This window comes from Ampullimonas aquatilis, assembly GCF_049675895.1.
GTDB lineage: Bacteria > Pseudomonadota > Gammaproteobacteria > Burkholderiales > Burkholderiaceae_D > Ampullimonas > Ampullimonas aquatilis.
Window position 1 is genome coordinate 96,339 of the sequence record NZ_CP183834.1, and the last position, 17,108, is coordinate 113,446.

Annotated in this window: 15 protein-coding genes; 10 read left to right on the forward strand and 5 right to left on the reverse strand. The window is 50.6% G+C overall.

Annotation, left to right across the window (positions count from 1 at the left end; all coding sequences use genetic code 11):
• The first annotated feature begins 41 nt into the window (after positions 1–41).
• The 8 genes from ppc to ACMYR3_RS00500 all read left to right on the forward strand — a co-directional run bounded on the left by ppc (position 42) and on the right by ACMYR3_RS00500 (position 10,718).
• Positions 42–2,843 carry a phosphoenolpyruvate carboxylase gene (gene ppc, locus ACMYR3_RS00465; RefSeq protein ID WP_424193472.1) on the forward strand — a complete coding sequence of 934 codons (2,802 nt, stop codon included), beginning with the start codon at positions 42–44 and terminating at the stop codon, positions 2,841–2,843.
• 302 nt (positions 2,844–3,145) lie between these two features.
• Positions 3,146–4,846 carry a glycosyltransferase family 39 protein gene (locus ACMYR3_RS00470; protein ID WP_424193474.1) on the forward strand — a complete coding sequence of 567 codons (1,701 nt, stop codon included), beginning with the start codon at positions 3,146–3,148 and terminating at the stop codon, positions 4,844–4,846.
• A gap of 158 nt (positions 4,847–5,004) precedes the next feature.
• Positions 5,005–5,460: a DUF2946 family protein gene (locus tag ACMYR3_RS00475; RefSeq protein ID WP_424193476.1), complete on the forward strand. Its 456-nt coding sequence runs from the start codon at positions 5,005–5,007 to the stop codon at positions 5,458–5,460.
• A 92-nt stretch (positions 5,461–5,552) separates the two neighbouring features.
• Positions 5,553–7,586 carry a TonB-dependent receptor family protein gene (locus ACMYR3_RS00480; protein ID WP_424193478.1) on the forward strand — a complete coding sequence of 678 codons (2,034 nt, stop codon included), beginning with the start codon at positions 5,553–5,555 and terminating at the stop codon, positions 7,584–7,586.
• A gap of 13 nt (positions 7,587–7,599) precedes the next feature.
• On the forward strand, positions 7,600–9,141 hold the full coding sequence (locus ACMYR3_RS00485) for a PepSY domain-containing protein (RefSeq protein ID WP_424193480.1): 1,542 nt from the start codon (positions 7,600–7,602) through the stop codon (positions 9,139–9,141).
• Between the two features lie 88 nt (positions 9,142–9,229).
• Positions 9,230–9,676, forward strand: a complete 447-nt coding sequence (locus ACMYR3_RS00490) for a copper chaperone PCu(A)C (protein ID WP_424193482.1) — start codon at positions 9,230–9,232, stop codon at positions 9,674–9,676.
• A 147-nt stretch (positions 9,677–9,823) separates the two neighbouring features.
• Positions 9,824–10,036: a hypothetical protein gene (locus ACMYR3_RS00495; protein ID WP_424193484.1), complete on the forward strand. Its 213-nt coding sequence runs from the start codon at positions 9,824–9,826 to the stop codon at positions 10,034–10,036.
• 151 nt (positions 10,037–10,187) lie between these two features.
• Complete coding sequence (locus ACMYR3_RS00500; RefSeq protein WP_424193486.1) at positions 10,188–10,718, forward strand: DUF3617 domain-containing protein; 531 nt, start codon at positions 10,188–10,190, stop codon at positions 10,716–10,718.
• Positions 10,719–10,847: 129 nt separating this feature from the next.
• Here the strand turns inward: ACMYR3_RS00500 and ACMYR3_RS00505 are convergent, their stop codons facing one another.
• The 3 genes from ACMYR3_RS00505 to ACMYR3_RS00515 all read right to left on the reverse strand — a co-directional run bounded on the left by ACMYR3_RS00505 (position 10,848) and on the right by ACMYR3_RS00515 (position 11,833).
• On the reverse strand, positions 10,848–10,994 hold the full coding sequence (locus tag ACMYR3_RS00505; protein ID WP_424193488.1) for a hypothetical protein: 147 nt from the start codon (positions 10,992–10,994) through the stop codon (positions 10,848–10,850).
• A gap of 62 nt (positions 10,995–11,056) precedes the next feature.
• Positions 11,057–11,239, reverse strand: coding sequence for a zf-HC2 domain-containing protein (locus tag ACMYR3_RS00510; protein ID WP_424193490.1), 183 nt, complete (start codon positions 11,237–11,239; stop codon positions 11,057–11,059).
• A gap of 27 nt (positions 11,240–11,266) precedes the next feature.
• The gene (locus ACMYR3_RS00515; RefSeq protein ID WP_424193492.1) at positions 11,267–11,833 is read right to left on the reverse strand and encodes a sigma-70 family RNA polymerase sigma factor; all 567 of its coding nucleotides are present in this window, start codon (positions 11,831–11,833) and stop codon (positions 11,267–11,269) included.
• 117 nt (positions 11,834–11,950) lie between these two features.
• Here ACMYR3_RS00515 and argB point away from each other — a divergent pair, with 117 nt between their 5' ends.
• On the forward strand, positions 11,951–12,841 hold the full coding sequence (argB, locus tag ACMYR3_RS00520) for an acetylglutamate kinase (RefSeq protein ID WP_424193494.1): 891 nt from the start codon (positions 11,951–11,953) through the stop codon (positions 12,839–12,841).
• Positions 12,842–12,932: 91 nt separating this feature from the next.
• Here the strand turns inward: argB and ACMYR3_RS00525 are convergent, their stop codons facing one another.
• Positions 12,933–13,616, reverse strand: a complete 684-nt coding sequence (locus ACMYR3_RS00525) for a Fe2+-dependent dioxygenase (RefSeq protein WP_424193495.1) — start codon at positions 13,614–13,616, stop codon at positions 12,933–12,935.
• Between the two features lie 14 nt (positions 13,617–13,630).
• Complete coding sequence (locus ACMYR3_RS00530; RefSeq protein ID WP_424193497.1) at positions 13,631–15,871, reverse strand: TonB-dependent receptor; 2,241 nt, start codon at positions 15,869–15,871, stop codon at positions 13,631–13,633.
• Between the two features lie 457 nt (positions 15,872–16,328).
• On the opposite strand from ACMYR3_RS00530, the gene ACMYR3_RS00535 reads away from it, so the two are divergent.
• A complete protein-coding gene (locus tag ACMYR3_RS00535) occupies positions 16,329–16,994 on the forward strand; it encodes a pyrimidine 5'-nucleotidase (protein WP_424193499.1) in 666 nt (221 codons plus the stop codon).
• Positions 16,995–17,108: the final 114 nt, after the last annotated feature.

Below are 17,108 nucleotides of genomic sequence, written 5' to 3' on the forward strand. Positions count from 1 at the left end.
CGGGCTTCCCAATTTTTTAATAACCATAAGCGAGCCCTGTAATGAATGACCTGTCCTTGAATCAGCGTGAGTCTGGTTCACCTAGCCCCACTTTACCCAGCGTTGATAAAGACGCCCCCTTACGCACCGATATTCGTCTGCTGGGTCGCCTGCTTGGCGACACCGTCAGAGAGCAGGAAGGCCTGACGGTATTTGAACTGATAGAAAAAATTCGCCAGGCTTCGGTAAGTTTTAATCGTGATCAGGATCAGGCGGCAGGTGCCTTGATGGCGCAAACGCTCAATGATTTGCCACGTGACACGATGGCATCGGTGGTGCGTGCCTATTCTTACTTTTTACATCTTTCCAATATTGCCGAAGATCAGCATCTGACCCGTCGCAATCGTGATCGTGCGGTGGCGCATCCCAGTGCTCGCGAAGGTACCCTGGTTCATGCGCTGGATCGGATTCATGAAGTGGGTTTGTCCACCACCGAATTGCAATCTTGCATTGATCATATGCTGGTCAGCCCGGTATTGACGGCACATCCAACTGAAGTACAGCGTAAAAGTATTCTGGCCATGCAACATAAGATTGCCGCCTTGTTGGATGAGCGCGATCGCCGTCATCTGACGCCGGAAGAAGAACAGGAAAATGACGAGGCAATGCAAGAAGCCATTCTGGTGCTTTGGCAAACCCGTATGTTGCGCCCCCAACGGCTGGCGGTGATTGACGAGGTGCGCAACGGTATCTCGTATTACAACGCCTCCTTTTTTGCCGAGTTGCCCAAACTCTATTGCCGTTTTGAAGACATGTTGCGTGAGCGCCATGCCAGGCCTGACTGGTCATTGCCACCATTCTTTAAGATTGGTAGCTGGATCGGTGGTGATCGTGATGGCAATCCTTTTGTCACAGCGCCAGTATTGCGCGAAACAGTTCAGTTGCAATCTGCCGAAGTGTTTGCCTACTATCAGGCCGAACTGGAAACACTGGGTACTGAATTGCCTTTGTCCAAGCAACTGGTCAAGGTCTCGGCAGAACTGGATGCTTTGGCGCAACGCAATCCTGATGCCTCGCCACATCGTGCCGATGAGCCATATCGATTGGCTTTGGCAGGTATGTTAGGGCGTTTGCAGGCTAGTCGAGTGGCTTTGACTGGGCGTGTTGATGAAGTGACTGATGATCGGCAGGAGGCTTATGCAGTCAGCGAAGATTTGCTCAAGGACTTGGCTGTCCTGATCGCCTCACTCAATGCCCATGGTGGTGCCAAACTGGCTGCTGGACGCTTGCGGCGTTTATATCGTGCAGTGGAAGTGTTTGGTTTTCATCTGGCTCCTGTCGACTTGCGTCAGAACTCGGATGTGCATGAGCGCACCGTGGCCGAACTGCTGCAGATGGCCGGTCGTTGCGACGATTATCTGGCGCTGGATGAGGCACAGCGTATTGCCCTGTTGATTGAGGAAATCAGCACGGCACGGCTCTTGTATTCACCATATCAAAATTACAGTGAAGACACGGCGGGTGAGCTGGCCATCTTTTTTGCTGCGCGTGATCTCAAATCCCGTTTTGGTCAGACTGTCTTGCCTAACTGCATCATCTCCAAGACCAATGGTGTGTCCGATCTGCTCGAAGTGGCGGTGCTGCTCAAGGAAGCCGGTTTGCTGCGCGTCAGCAAAGGGGGCGTGGCAATTGACATGAATATCATCCCGCTCTTTGAGACGATTGAAGATTTGCAGCAAGCCCCGGCCACTATGGCATACATCTTTTCCTTGCCAGCATATCGTGCGTTGGTTGCGGCGCGCGGCGATGAGCAGGAAGTCATGCTTGGTTATTCTGATTCCAACAAGGATGGCGGCTTTCTGACTTCAGGTTGGGAGCTCTACAAGGCTGAGATTGAGCTGGCCAAGGTCTTTACCGGACATAAAGTGCGGATGCGCTTGTTCCATGGTCGCGGTGGTTCGGTTGGCCGTGGTGGTGGCCCGAGTTATCAGGCAATTCTGGCGCAACCGGTTGGTGCGGTATCGGGCCAGATTCGCATTACCGAGCAGGGTGAAGTGATTGCGGCCAAATATGGTTCGCCCGAAGTCTGTCGTCGTAACCTCGAAGTGTTGGTTGCGGCCACCCTGGAAGCCACCTTACTGGACTTGGAAAACAAGGTGGAACCCGCCCAGGGTTTCTATGAAGTCATGGATCAGCTGTCCCTGCGTGCTTTTAAAGCGTATCGAGGTTTGGTTTACGAGACGCCTGGGTTTACTGATTACTTCCGGGAAGCCACGCCGATTTCAGAAATCTCGCATCTCAATATTGGTAGCCGGCCTGCTTCACGTAAGCAATCGGACCGCATTGAAGATCTGCGTGCGATTCCCTGGGTGTTTTCCTGGGCCCAATGTCGGGTGATGTTGCCAGGCTGGTTTGGTTTTGGTTCAGCCGTGCAAGGTTGGCTGAAGGAAAATCCGGAAGGTTTGCCACAATTGCAGCGCATGGTGCAAGCCTGGCCATTCTTCAAGGCTTTGCTGTCCAATATGACCATGGTGTTGGCCAAGAGCGATCTGGGCATTGCCCAGCGATACAGCGAATTGGTGGTCGATGAGACTTTGCGTGCGACCATTTTTGGTGCCATCAAGGCCGAATGGGAAGCCACCCGGCAATCGGTTCTGAGCATTACGGGACAAAAAGATCTGCTCGAAGATAACCCGATGCTGGCGCGTTCAATTCGCAACCGTTTTCCTTATATGGATCCGCTCAATCACCTGCAAATAGAACTGTTGCGGCGTTATCGCCGCGGCGATAGTGACGAACGCGTACGCCGTGGTATCCATATTTCGATCAATGGTGTGGCTGCTGGTTTGCGCAATAGTGGCTAAGTTGGCGAATAGATAGGGTCGAGTTGTGGTTCAAGCCCTCAGGGTGATTGCAATTCGATTGATTGGAAAATTCTTCAATCAGCATTCAACCTTCAGAGGCAAACTTCATGAATCAGATGAAGTTTGCCTGCTGTTGTCTTGACGAAGTAAGTCAACCTGATCGACGTTGATCCGTTATCCCCAGGTAATAGTTGTTTTTTTGTGACGGATTGCACTTTGCCATCCATTTTTAATTTTAGATTGTCTGTAGGAGCTTGTATGCTTCGCTCCTTAGCAGACTAAATCAGGGTCGAGTGTCACCAATGAAGTGGCAATTTTATCGGCGCGTCTTTCAGGGCGTTCCGCAAATCAATAAAGATAATTCTTTAGCAAATTCAGGTTGGGCCAATGCCACAACAGCTGATTTGTTGGCGCTCGGCCGTAAATTGCAAAATCTTGAGTGGCGTCCTGCAGACTGGTGGATGGGAACTTTCATTCTCATGATCGCAGCAGTGCTGCGTTTTTACGCGCTTGGCAGCGAGCCTCTCTGGCTGGATGAGGGCTATTCCTGGTGGGATTCGAGCCAGTCCTTTGCTGATATTTGGGGGTTGGTGCCGCAATGCGATCCCTTGCCGCCACTGTATCCCTTCATGCTCAAGATCTGGTCCACGGTTTTTGGTGACAGTTCGTTTGCCTTGCGCGCCTTTTCTGCAGCAACGAGTGTCGTTGCCACGGGTTTTGTCATTTTGACGGGTCGTGAAATCAGCAACCGGATCGGCTGGATGGCCGGACTGGTGTTTGCGACGGCCCCTTTTCAGATTGAATTTGCTCATGAAGCACGACCCTACTCCTTATTGTGTCTGGGTGCTGCGATCCTGACTTTTGGTGCAATTCGGGTATTTCGGACTGGCCCAGGCCGCAATCTGGCGGCTTATTTCCGTGGCTGGTGTGCGCTGATTGCGGGCTCACTGATCATGCTGTGGACCAACAATACGGCCATTTTTGGTGTTATCTCGTTTGGTTTGATTGCCGCTTGGCTATTGCTGCGGGAACAGCGCTTGCGCCCCATGATTCGTCCGTTGATTGTGGCCGCTATCATCATTGGCATTCTCTGGCTACCTTATTTGCCAACTTATCTGCAACAAGCCGAAGGTATTGCCTCTGACTTCTGGATTCCCAAACCAGATAGCTGGCGTGTCGGTAACGAGTTGCGTTTTGTGGTGGGTCTGGGTTCGTTCAATATTTTGTGGTGTCTCACCTTTATCTGGTCAGTTGGATTAGGTTTGTTGTGGTGGCGTGGTCATCGCCGTGAAGCCATCGTGCTGGGCGGTATGTTTATTTTGCCGGTAGCCATCAACTTTCTGGTGAGCGTGACCATCAAACCGATTTTTATTGCGCGCGCATTTATTGGTATCGCGCCAGCTTTTGCAATCGGTATTGCGGTGGCATTGGCGTTCTTCAAACAACGCAGAGTGCGTGTTATTGCCGTACTGGCAGTGGCTTGCTTGCAACTGGTACCTGCCTGGACCATTTTGACCCAAAAAGATCGCAAGGAGCCCTGGGACGATATTGCCATGCAAATGGTCAGCGACGCCCGTGCCAATGGCGGTCAGCCGCTGGTACTGATGGTGCCCAATGAGTTGTCCCTGCCACTCAATCATGCACTGGAAGAAGCGCACATGAGTTTGCCGATCAGCGGTATTCCCGATGCGTTTCCCGCCCCAGGCCTGACGGCCCGTTATCCTTCTGGTAAATGTACGCCATCGGTATTGGGCCAGGATTTGGGCAAACTCAAGCAAGCAGTCAAAGGTCACGATACCGTTTTGTTTGTGACTCGTCGCGGTAATGTCTATGATCCTAAAGATCAGATTCAGATTCAATTAATGGGGCTTGGTTTACGCCAGATTGGTATTCACGAGTACAAACCGGGTGGTTTGATTGTGCATACCTTTGTGCAGCCAGGTAATCTGTTTCGCGGCAAGGTTGCCAGTGCGCCAGCCATAACGTCCAAAAATACTCATTAGTAGTTTCTCTATAGCCCTATATAAAACGCACTTAACAAGCTTAAAAAGCCATATACATCTAAGGAGTATATGGCTTTTTTGTTATGAGATAGGTCAATCCAGTTCAGACAGAGAAACAGCTATTTGAACTCAGGCCGTACTGTGGCATACAATGCGGCATGCTTTTTTCAACTCACGCTCATTCTGCTTATCAGCGCTTGCTGTTTGCCTGCCGGCTGGCCTTGTTGGCTATGCTGGTACAAGCACTATTGCCAACGGTGGCGCTGACCAAGGCGGCTTGGGAGTCACGTACCAATCCTGCGGTCTGGATGGAAGTCTGTTCGGTTTGGGGTACCCGCAAGATTTTGCTGGAGCAGCCAATTGATCAAACTGCGACCGGTAATGAAATATCAGCAAAATCAACCGATCACCCTAATGGTACGTTCAACAAGCTGCATGGCAAGCATTGCCCAATGTGTACTTTGCAGGGTGGTTTAGCGCTGACAGTCAACTTTGACTGGCCAATGGTTATGCCACAAGGGCAAGCGGTTCAAGTTCCCATCATCAGCACGCCTCGTGCGCAATCATCTCGTTGGACACTCGCGCCACCCCGCGCACCACCGCAATTCTCCTGAAATGACTTTGGTTGGCCTGCAATTCTGATTGCGGGTCATTTTTGGGCAATCGCTTCAACGATTGGCCCGATCTATCGTTTTACGGAGAAATCATGTCCTGCAAATTACAACCCACTGCGTTAGCTGTATCCCTATTATTTACCCCGACCTTGTTTGCTCAGGAAACCAACCCGGCGAGTTTGCCTGAAGTCCAGGTCAAGGCTGCCAAACTGCGCAGCAGCACTACCCAACCGGATATCGCTACCGCCAAGGCACGCATTGAAACCGTTCCTGGTGGTGCCAATGTGGTCGATGCCGAAACCTATAAAAATGGCCGGGTGTCGACGCTGACCGATGCGCTTGGTTATGCGCCGGGCGTCTTTGTGCAATCAAGGTTTGGTGCCGAAGAAGCACGTTTGTCCATTCGTGGCTCGGGCCTGCAACGCACTTTTCATGGTCGCGGAATCAAGGTGCTGCAAGATGGCGTTCCAGTCAATTTAGCGGATGGTAGCTTTGACTTTCAGATTCTGGAACCACTCAGTACTCGCTATATTGAGGTCTGGCGCGGTGCTAATGCCTTGCAATATGGTTCCACCACATTGGGTGGTGCGATCAATTTTGTGACCCCAACAGGATTGAGCGGGCCTGCTGCGGATGTGCGTTTTGAAGCAGGTAACTATGGTTATCGGCGTACTTATCTGGCGGCAGGCACGCAGGTTGGCAATGTCGATTTTTATGTATCCACCAGTGATTTTCGGCAACTGGGTTTTCGGCGCCATGCCAAACAAGATGCACAGCGTAATCTGGCCAATTTTGGGATTGCCATCAATGACCAACTGGAAACCCGTTTTTATATTGCCCATAGTGAAAGTAATTCCGAATTGCCTGGTAGCCTGACCAAGGCACAATTAAATGCTGATCCACGACAAGCCAATGCGGGCACGGCTGCGAGCAATCAAAAGCGTGACTTGATGGTCGAGCGCTATTCCAACAAAACCGTCTACAAACTGGCGGATGCGCGTTTTGAGTTACTGACTTACTACTCAACTAAAAACCTGTTTCATCCCATCTTTCAGGTGATCGATCAAGACAACATTGATTACGGTGCTGACTTGCGTTTTATCAGTCAAGCCGATCTGGTCGGTCATAAAAATCAGCTGACAGTGGGTTTCTCACCGACCCGTGGTCGTACCACCGAGCGCGATTGGGTCAACGTCAGGGGTACTCGCGGAACGCAAGTGGATGCCAGTTATCAGGTTGCCAGCAACAGAGATATTTATATTGAAGACCAGTTTTATCTGCGTCCCGATCTGGCGCTGATTGCGGGCGTCCAATACAGCCGTGCCGAGCGCAAAAAAGTGGATCAGTTTGTGCCACCTGGTCAGGCCAATACCAGCCTGGATCGGGCTTATAGTCACTGGAGTCCCAAGCTGGGCGTCAACTATGCGCTCAGTCCTGCCGTACAGGTATTTGGAAATATTTCAGGCAGCTTTGAGCCACCGACATTCAGTGAAACCAGCATCACGCCAGTAATATTTAATCAGGCGCAAAAGGCCACCACACTGGAAGTTGGTACGCGTGGTCAGCTTGAGCAAATTGGCTGGGATGCGGTGCTTTATCGTAGTCAGATCAAGGGCGAATATTTATCGCTATTGGCACCCAATGGCCAGACGACCACTATCAATGCCGACAAGACCGTGCACCAAGGTCTGGAGTTGGGTTTGCATGGCACCTATCGCAATGGGTTTGACTGGCGCGCTGCGGCCTTGCTGAATGACTTCAAGTTTGACGGCGACAAGACTTATGGCAATAACACCTTGCCCGGTATTCCCAAAAGTTTGATTCGTGCCGAAGTCGGTTATCGTTTTGGCCCGGGCCTGCGTGCTGCGATGAATCTTGAAACGGCCAGCAAGACGTATGTCGACATGGCCAATAGTTTTGCCGCAGACAGTTATTCGATTGTTGGCGTACGACTGATTCAGGACATCAATCAGAACTGGTCCTGGTTTTTGGAAGGGCGCAATCTGACTGATAAAAAATATGCGGCCAGTGTCGGCGTTGTGCGCACCATGAATGGTGTGGATGGCGCGCAGTTTCTACCTGGCGATGGTCGCAGTGTCTATGCAGGCATACGCTTTAAAATTTAATGGTTAAACATTTATGAATCAATCAACAATGACGGGCTGGTTGATGCGCTGGCATCGTCGTATCGGCATCGTTGCGTGTGTGGGTGTGCTGCTCTGGTGTATTTCAGGGTTGATGCATCCCATCATGTCACGCCTCAATCCCAGGCCGGTGCAATTCATGCCACCGGCACAGGTGCTGGACTTGCCACATGACAGTGACCATGTGGCGCTGCAGATGGCTTTGCGTGATGCCAGCATCAATGAGCTGAATGGGGTGCGGGTGGTGCGCTGGCCGGATGGTGCGGCGTATTATCAGATCAGCCTGCCGCAACAGGCCGAGCGCCGGTATCTGCCAACCTCCACCAATGCGCCCGTGCCTTCCACACAAATGGATGCCGATTATGCAACGCTACTCGCACGGCATTATCTGGGTGATCAACAAGCGGCCATCAAGGCCAGCCGTATCATCACCGAGTTTGATGATGAGTACGTCTATATCAATCGCCTATTGCCGGTATGGCGCATTGATTTTGACCGGCCCGATGGCATGCGTGTTTATGTGGATACCGGTACGGCCAAGCTGGGTGCCATGGTGGATGATCGCAAAGCCATGTTGTCGCAAATCTTTCGTTGGATGCATAGTCATACTTATGCAGAAGGTCATGCCCGTTTGCGTTTGCTGTTCATGAGCAGCTTGCTGGGGCTGATCTTGATCACGGCGATGGGTGGTTTGGTGATCTATGGAGTGCGTTGGGGCAAGATGAGCAGGCAACAGGGCTTGCGTATCTGGCATCGCCGCATTGGTTTACTGGTCTCACTGGCTTTATTGATGTTGGCGGGCAGTGGTGCCTGGCATTTATTGATGGATCATACCGAAGCCACAGTGGTACCCGCGTTTCATCCTGTCACCGTCAAGGCCGAGCAGATTCGAACTTGTCCATTGACTGTTTTGCATGACACCGGCTTTATGGCCAGTGATATGGCCATGCAGGTTATCGACGGCCAGGTTTGGTATCGATTTGCGCCGCAAACCCAGGCTGCAGGGCAGGCAGCCAGTGAGCATGATCATCATGCCAGTCATGAAGCAAAAACGTCACAGGCCGCACCAATGGCTTTATGGGTGGATGTGCAGACCAACCGGCGATGGCAAGCCAATGATGCGCCTGACAGTATCGAGGCCACATTGGTTGGCAAACTGGCTAAAACCACTTTGTCGGAAGATACCAAAGATGCCAAGGAACTGAATCGGCAGCATATAGTCAGATTTGGCGATGGTTACGGTTTCATCTTCAAGCGTTTGCCGGTGGAACGCGTGGCTTTTGATACACCCGATCATCAGGCTGTGTATGTCGACCCCGCTACAGGAGTCATCGCTGCCGTATTGAATGACGAGGCACGTACCCAGGGCTGGATTTTTGCCTATCTGCATAAATGGGAGTGGCTGGTACCTATAGTTGGCAAAGATGGTCGCGATTTTGCCCAGGGTATTTTTGCCTTGGGTAATGCCGTGGTGGCTTTGCTGGGCATCTGGTTATTTACCCGTACTCGCCGACCAGCCGTTAAGCGAAACAGTTAGAATCATTGAAAGGCTACGCGGCTTGTCGTCCCGTTTTGGGTGGCAAGCGTTAAGGAATATGTGATCATGGATCACGAGGAGAAAAGTAATGCGAAATATCATCAAAGCCGTTTTGTTTGCCAGCGCCATGTCATTTGGCATTGCTGCCTGGGCGCAGGTTGAAGTGACCGATGCCTGGGTGCGCGGTACTGCCGCTGGCCAAAAAGCAACCGGTGCTTTCATGAAGCTCACTTCACCCGAAGGTGGCAAACTGGTTGGCGTGTCCAGCCCAGTGGCGGGCATTGCCGAAATTCACGAAATGAAAATGGAGGGCGACATCATGAAGATGCGCGCTATTCCAAGTGTGGATGTGCCCAAAGGTAAAACGGTTGAATTCAAACCGGGCAGCTATCACGTGATGCTGATGGATCTGAAAAAAGAAATCAAAAAGGGCGAGCCGGTCCCTTTGACGCTCAAGTTTGAAACTGCCGATAAAAAAGTGGTCGAGCGTGAAGTCAATGCCGATGTTCGGGCGCTTGGTGAGATCAAACCCTGAGTGGCATCAATAATTAATAGTGATAGGGGGTATTTTTATACCCCCTTTATTTATGCACTTAAGCAGTTGTAAATTGAATATACACCCTTATTTTTATCTGTTTTTTAGCGATGTAATTTAATTGAGTGGTTAACGGATCCCTTCATCATGGCGCGTAAAGGTTTACAGTCTCGGCAAAAAAATACTTTCCGTCTGGAAAGTGTCAAGCCACGTAATCCTTTAGCTACGTTAGTCAAACAGCGTGTGGCTGGACGGCATGGACCAGATGAAACGGCACAACGTCGGATTGCCAATCAACAGCTTAAAAAACTGCTGCAGGCTGATTTGCCAGACAATTTGTCTGACAAAGAGGGCGAGTAAGATAGCCAGTACGTGTTGCCAGCTATGTCGCCAGTTTTTTTGTGTGGAAGGCCATGTCAGTCAAGGTTGGTTCATTCTCACCGTCAATCTGACGACCAACTCTGCTAAAGTCATGCGAGTTAATTTTCTATTCGATATGAGGGAGACTTTCATGCGCAGTCATCTGGTTTTATCTGGCGGTCTGATTTTATTAGCCAGCATGGCATCACAGGCCAATGCGGTGGACATTCCCAAACGCAAATCGGGTTTGTGGGAAATGACCATGACCACCGAAAGCAAGAACATGCCTAACGGTAAGCCCATGGTCATGCAAACTTGTATTGATGAAAAAACCGATGACCTGACGCGTCAGCAAGGCGAGTCAATGACCAAGGAAATGTGTTCCAAGACCGATATCAGCACGCAAGGTAGCAATTTGGTGGTGGATTCGGTGTGCAAGTTTGGTGAAAGCAAAGTCAGCTCGCATGCCGTGATGGTTGGTGATTACAAATCGGGTTACACCATGACCAGTCAGAGCACTTATTCACCCCCCATGATGGGGATGACCGAGTCAATCACCAAAGTCGACGCCAAATGGATGGGGCCGTGCCTGCCCGGACAAAAGCCTGGTGATGTCATCATGAAAGGCATGCCCAACATGCCCAAAATGAATCTGAATGAATTACAGAAGCTCAAGAAGTAAGCTGAAGAAGCCAGCATGGCTTTCAGCCAGAACCCGAAGTTGATAACCCTCAGTCGATAAATAAAAAGGCTGGCAAACCATTAAGTTGCCAGCCTTTGTCATGCTCAAGAACGGCTGAAGAAAATTGAATTAACGCGTTGATGCAAACGTTAAAAAATGCAGTGGATTGAGATTCTGCTGATTGGCTGGCGCATCCGATTTGATATCGTTGCTCTTGAGCAAAGCCAGCGCGAGCAGGGAAAATACGACAAGGACAATCTGTTTTCCGCGGATCATGGCTGTTCCCTTATAAGTATGTTTATGGGTTCATTCTACGCGGTTTACCATCGGAAAACGTACTATTCCAGAGGAAGTTGTTTTATTGCACCCCGCAGGATCGACATTTGTTTGGAAAAACTGGTGCATCGGCTACAGACCCACAAATGCATCCGCAAACTGGCTTTTTCACCCAGATTCATATGCCGATCCATGCCTTCCACAATCAAGTGGTGGGCTTCTTTACAGGTATAGCGCAGTTTCATACCAAAATTATTTCCACGTCAAAAGTGTCAGGCCGCCTGTTTGCCAAACCAATTCAAATCAAGGCATTCGCGCAGGCGCATGCGGGCACGATACAACATCACCCAAGCATTAGACGTAGAAATCGTCAATTCCTTACAGATCTGTTCCGTTTCGAGTTCCAGCCACTCGCGCATCATGAAAATGCGGGCAGTTTTTTCGGGCAAAATTTCCAGACATTTTTCCAAAACTTCAAAGAACGCCTTGCGTTCCAACTGGGTATGAGGCTCTGCCCAGTCGTTGGGAGCATCCCGCCAGTGGCCACTATTATCAAACAAGGCATCAAAGGCTTCTTCTTCAGACTGGTCTTCCAGTGTGCTGATCTGCACCTCGCGCTTGCTGACGCGTAGCAAGTCGATAATTTTGTGCTTCATGATCCCAATCACATAAGTACCCAGCGTGGATTGACCGGCAAAGCGCTCAGGATGCTCCAAAACTGCGATCATGGTATCTTGGACTATATCTTCAGCCTGAGTGGGATTGCGCAACTGGAGTTGTGCAAAACGCAACAACTTGGGGCGCAGTTCGACTAATTGTGTCTGGATTGAGCTGGTCATGGTGATTGACTATTTGTGGCAGCGCGATTCTTGTTAAAATTTTGAAATTATTTGCTGCTGCGAGTGTAGCAATACTCGCAGTCGTCTTCTATCTCATTCAATTTTTTTCTTTCATACATGACCGATATCGCTACGCTGTCGCCTGTCCAAAAAGCCGAAATTCTGGCCGAGGCCTTGCCTTATATCCGCAAATTTCAGGGTAAGACCATTGTCATCAAATACGGCGGCAATGCCATGACCGAAGAGCATCTCAAGCATAGTTTCGCGCGTGATGTGATTCTTCTTAAACTGGTCGGCATGAAGCCGGTCGTGGTACACGGCGGCGGGCCACAGATTGACAATGCGCTTAAACGCATCGGCAAACAGGGCACTTTCATTCAGGGCATGCGGGTGACTGATGAAGAAACCATGGAAGTGGTGGAGTGGGTGTTGGGTGGTGAGGTGCAGCAGGATATTGTAATGTTGATCAATCAGTATGGTGGGCAGGCAGTGGGTTTGACCGGGAAAGATGGCGGTCTGATTCGGGCGCGTAAATATCAGATGCCAGATAAAGATCATCCTGGCCAGTTTCTGGATATTGGTTTTGTGGGTGAGATCGAAACCATCAACCCTGCAGTGGTCAAGGCTCTGGAAGACGACGCATTCATTCCAGTGATTTCACCGATTGGTTTTGGTGACGATGGTAAGGCCTACAATATCAATGCCGACTTGGTCGCTGGCAAGATGGCCGAAATTCTTAAGGCCGAAAAACTGATCATGATGACCAATATTGCCGGTGTGCAGGACAAGAGCGGCAAATTGCTGACGGATCTCTCGGCGCGCGAGATTGACGACATGTTTGCCGACGGCACGATTTCTGGCGGCATGCTCCCCAAAATTTCCTCCGCGCTTGATGCGGCCAAATCGGGCGTCAATACCGTGCACATTATTGATGGTCGGATTGAACATTCGTTATTGCTCGAAGTACTGACTGAGCAAGCCTTTGGCACGATGATTCGCAGCCATTAATTGGCTTGTCGTTAATTTTGAAATCAAAAACGATGGTATCAAGACCATCGTTTTTTTATGGCCAGAAGGTTTTCAATAGGGTGAACCGATTTCAGGTTTCTGCCCACATGCGCATCAGGTTATGATAACAGCCGGTCAGCTTGATGACTTCATCACTGTCGCCTTGCTGGGCACGTAAGGCCAGGATTGCCATGTCCAGATCAAACAGCAGGCGCCGTCGCTCATCTTCGCGCACCATGCTTTCCAGCCAGAAAAAAGAACAGGTTCTTGTGCCACTGGTAACGGGGGCCACGCGATGTACGCTGGACGAAGGGTAAAGAATCATATCGCCAGCCGGTAGCTTGACACGCTGGGTGCCAAAAGTATCCTCAATGATCAATTCACCCCCTTCGTAGTTGTCAGGGTCACAAAGAAACAAAGTCATCGATAAGTCAGTACGTACCCAAGCACCGGTGACTTTAGAGGTGCGCACCGAGTTGTCAATGTGATTGCCAAAGGTATTGGCACTGCCTGTATAGCGATTAAAGAGGGGTGGGAAAATCTTTTTGGGTAAAGCGCCAGTAAAAAACAGGGCATGCTTGCCCAGCGCATCCAGGATGATCTGCCGGGAAGCCACCGCAGCGGGCGAGCCTTCCGGCAGTTGCTGATTATTTTTCACCTGCTCGGATTGCGTACCCGCCGTTATTTTGCCGTCGGCCCAATCGGCCTGGTCGATGAGTTGACGGATCTGGGCGACCTGGTCGCGGCTCAAAACTTCGGGTACGTGCAAGAGCATGATGATGAACCTTTCTAGAACTTGACGCCCACGGTCAGCTGGGCCATACGGGTCGTTCCGGGTACCACATGACCTTGGTAGACGCCTTCATAATAACGGGTGTTGAACAGGTTCAGCACATTGAGCTTGGCTGAATAATTGCCATAGGCGTACTCCACCAGTGAGTCGACCCGTTTGTAATACGGTACCAGATTGGTATCGGTGTTGTTGGCATAACGATTGCCCACTGCTTCCAGACCAGCGCCGACGCGCCAGTGTGGAGTGAGACGATAGGTTGACCAGAGGCTGAAGGTGTAATTGGGCGTGTTGAGTGGAATCTTGTCTTGGGTATTGGCCTGCTGACCCGATGCCACATCGATTTTGGAACGCATCACCGCCACTGCACCAAATACTTCCCAGGCGGCGGTGATACGACCGGCTGCTTCCAGTTCGATACCATCGGTATGGCGCTTGCCAGACAGCACTGCCACATCGGCCATCGCCAGATCGGTATTGCGCTCATTGGTTTTTTCCGAACGGAACAGGGCGCTGCGCAGAGACAGGTCGCCATCGAACAGATCCCATTTGCTGCCCAGCTCGATATTGCGGCTCTTTTCGGGCGGGGTATTGGCGGTGCGCTGATCAAGCTGGTACAGCTCGGCTGACGGATTGAAAGAACTGCTGTAAGACAGGTAATAGGTACTGTTCAAGCCGGGTTCCCAGATGACACCGGCTCGTTTGCTGAATTGCTTGTCAGTGCGGCTATAGAGCGGATTAGGATCGGCGGCAGTTGGCAGGCGGTCATAGTCGGTGCTGAAATGATCGTAGCGCAGTCCTGCCATGATTTTCCAGTCGGGTGCTATCCGCACGGTGTCCTGCGCATAGGCGCTCTTGGTATTGCCCTTGTAGCTGGCTTGCCAGACCTTGTTGCGGGCATCATAGGCCGCAGGCAGATTGGTCACATAGGGGTTGTCATTGCCGACGGTGGTTGCCGGGTTGGCAGTGGTGACGACATTATTCCAGCGCGAAGACTCTTCATGCAATAGCTCCACCCCTGTCAGGATCACATGGGTCAGACCAAATCCTTCTACCTTGGTATTGAGATCGCTCTGCAGGGACCAGGTGTTTTCCTCGCTGCCGCGCGCCTGCCGTTGCCGGTTGATGGGGGTGGCATCGGTGACGCTGATCGTGTTGGCGGGCAACCGAGGGGCTACGGCCCACAGGTCACGCTGGTAATAGGCGTTGCGGATCACGGTCTTGAGCGAAGTGTCCTTGTCAAAACGATGCACATGGGTGGCCGTGATCATATTGGTTTCTTCGCGCTGGTAATCCTTGTTGGCGATACCGTAAAAGCGGCTGATTGGCACATTGAGCGGGCGACCATTTAGATAAGGCACGCCGTAGTCAGGTGTGCTGTCATTCTTCAGGTAGTAGTAAGCCAGTGTGAATTCATCATTGGTACCAATGCCGAAACGATAAGACGGCGCCAAACCCCATCGGTGCGTCTCGACACCATGCCGAAAACTGTTGGCTTCGGTGACCATGCCATTGATACGCAACGCAGCATTTTCGCCAGTGACATGATTGAGATCGAGTAACGCGCGGTTGTAGCCATAGGAGCCAAAGGTGTAATTGGCTTCGCTACGATCAGTCAGGAATGGTTTTTTGCTGACCTGGTTGATTACGCCACCAGTCGAGCCGCGGCCAAACAGCATCGAGGCTGAACCGCGCAGTACGTCAATCTGCTCATAGTTAAAGGTTTCGCGCGTGTATTGAGCAATATCACGAATATTATCGAGGTACAGATCGCCGACGGCGGAATATCCACGCAAGGTAATATTGTCGCCAACTCGGCCACCTTCTCCAGCGTTGAATGTCAGGCCGGCCACATTCCTAAGCGCCTCTTTCAAGGTATCGGCATTGCGGTCGCGGATCAATTGCTCAGTGATAACGGTGACAGATTGAGGAATTTCGCGAAGGGTTTGGCTGGTTTTACCTACTGATGTTTTGTCGGCGCCATAACCTATTTGTTCACGAGTTCGGTCGCGTTGGTCTTTGACATTGATGGTGGGTAAGGTGGTTTCGGCCTTGGTCTTGCCAGTTTCGGTTTCAGTGGTTTGTGCATGCAAAGCACTCATCGGCATCAAACAGGCAGCCATCATGGCGCCAAGTGGTAGCAAAGTGCCACTCTGACGGGGGTTGCTAACAGGTTTAATGCTAGGCGATTGACTGATAACGACGCGATTTGTGCACCGTTTTATATTTTTGCGTTTCATGAACACTCCCGGGTAAAAACAAGAAAGATGACTTGCTGGCTACCCGGGTTAGCATGCTATCCATAGGAGTTGGCTGGCTATATATTTAGCGATCAACAGAATGGAAAGACTGCTTGATCAAGATTGTACGATACGAATAATAATAATTCTCATTTGTTTTTGCAAGATAAAACTCATCAAGATGGTATTCATCTCTGTTGAATATTGGCGTCCAGTGGATGGGGGGTACTACCGCTGTTTCAAGAGGTAATAAAACAGCGGCGAATCAAGAAAATGATGGGCGATGCATCAATCAGGCTCGTTTTAGAGTGCGCGGGGCGTTATACCCGATGGCGCATGGGATCCATATTTGATCATGCTGCGGGGTAGTATTGATAGAATTGCTTGGTCTCAGTATATAAAATAAGGCACTGTTTCAGATACCCCCAGATCTATCGCCAATTTGTAAAGAGGGTTTATGCCAGTTTGGTTGTTTGATCTTGATAATACCTTGCATAACACCTCTTATGCGATTTTTCCATTGATCAATCGCAGCATGACGGTATATATGCAAGAACGCCTCGGACTCGATGAACTGACAGCGAATCGTCTGCGACAAGTCTATTGGCAGCGTTATGGAGCGACATTGCTGGGTTTGATGCAGCATCATCAGGTCGACCCTGCTGATTTTCTACAAAAAACGCATGATTTTGATGATGTGTCCGCCCTGATGGCGATGGAGCGAGGTTTGTCCAGGCGTTTGGCGCGTTTGCCAGGACGCAAGATTTTGTTGACCAATGCGCCGAGTCATTATGCCAATGAAATTGTGCGTCATTTGCGAATTCATCGGCACTTTTCCGAGCAGATTGCAATCGAACAGATGTGGGTGCATGGCAAGCTGCGCCCTAAACCCTCGACCAGCATGTTGCGTCAATTGTTCGCCCGTCTGCATTTGCACCCATCGCAATGCGTATTGGTTGAAGACTCTCTGGAAAATTTGCGTGCTGCAAAGGCACTGGGATGTCAGACGGTCTGGATTACCGGATTTAGTCCTCGAGCGGCATGCATGAAGCGTCCTCGCTATGTGGATCGTAAATACCGTTCAGTGAAAAGCCTAAATCGACATTCATTAACAGCTCGTTAACGAAAAGTAGGGAAAAGTTCTTTAGTGATTTTGCAGCAGATGTTTACAATCTGTTGATTTTTAGACAGAGACAAATCTGGTGAGGTAGTGACTCGTCAGTTCGCAAGGAGCTTG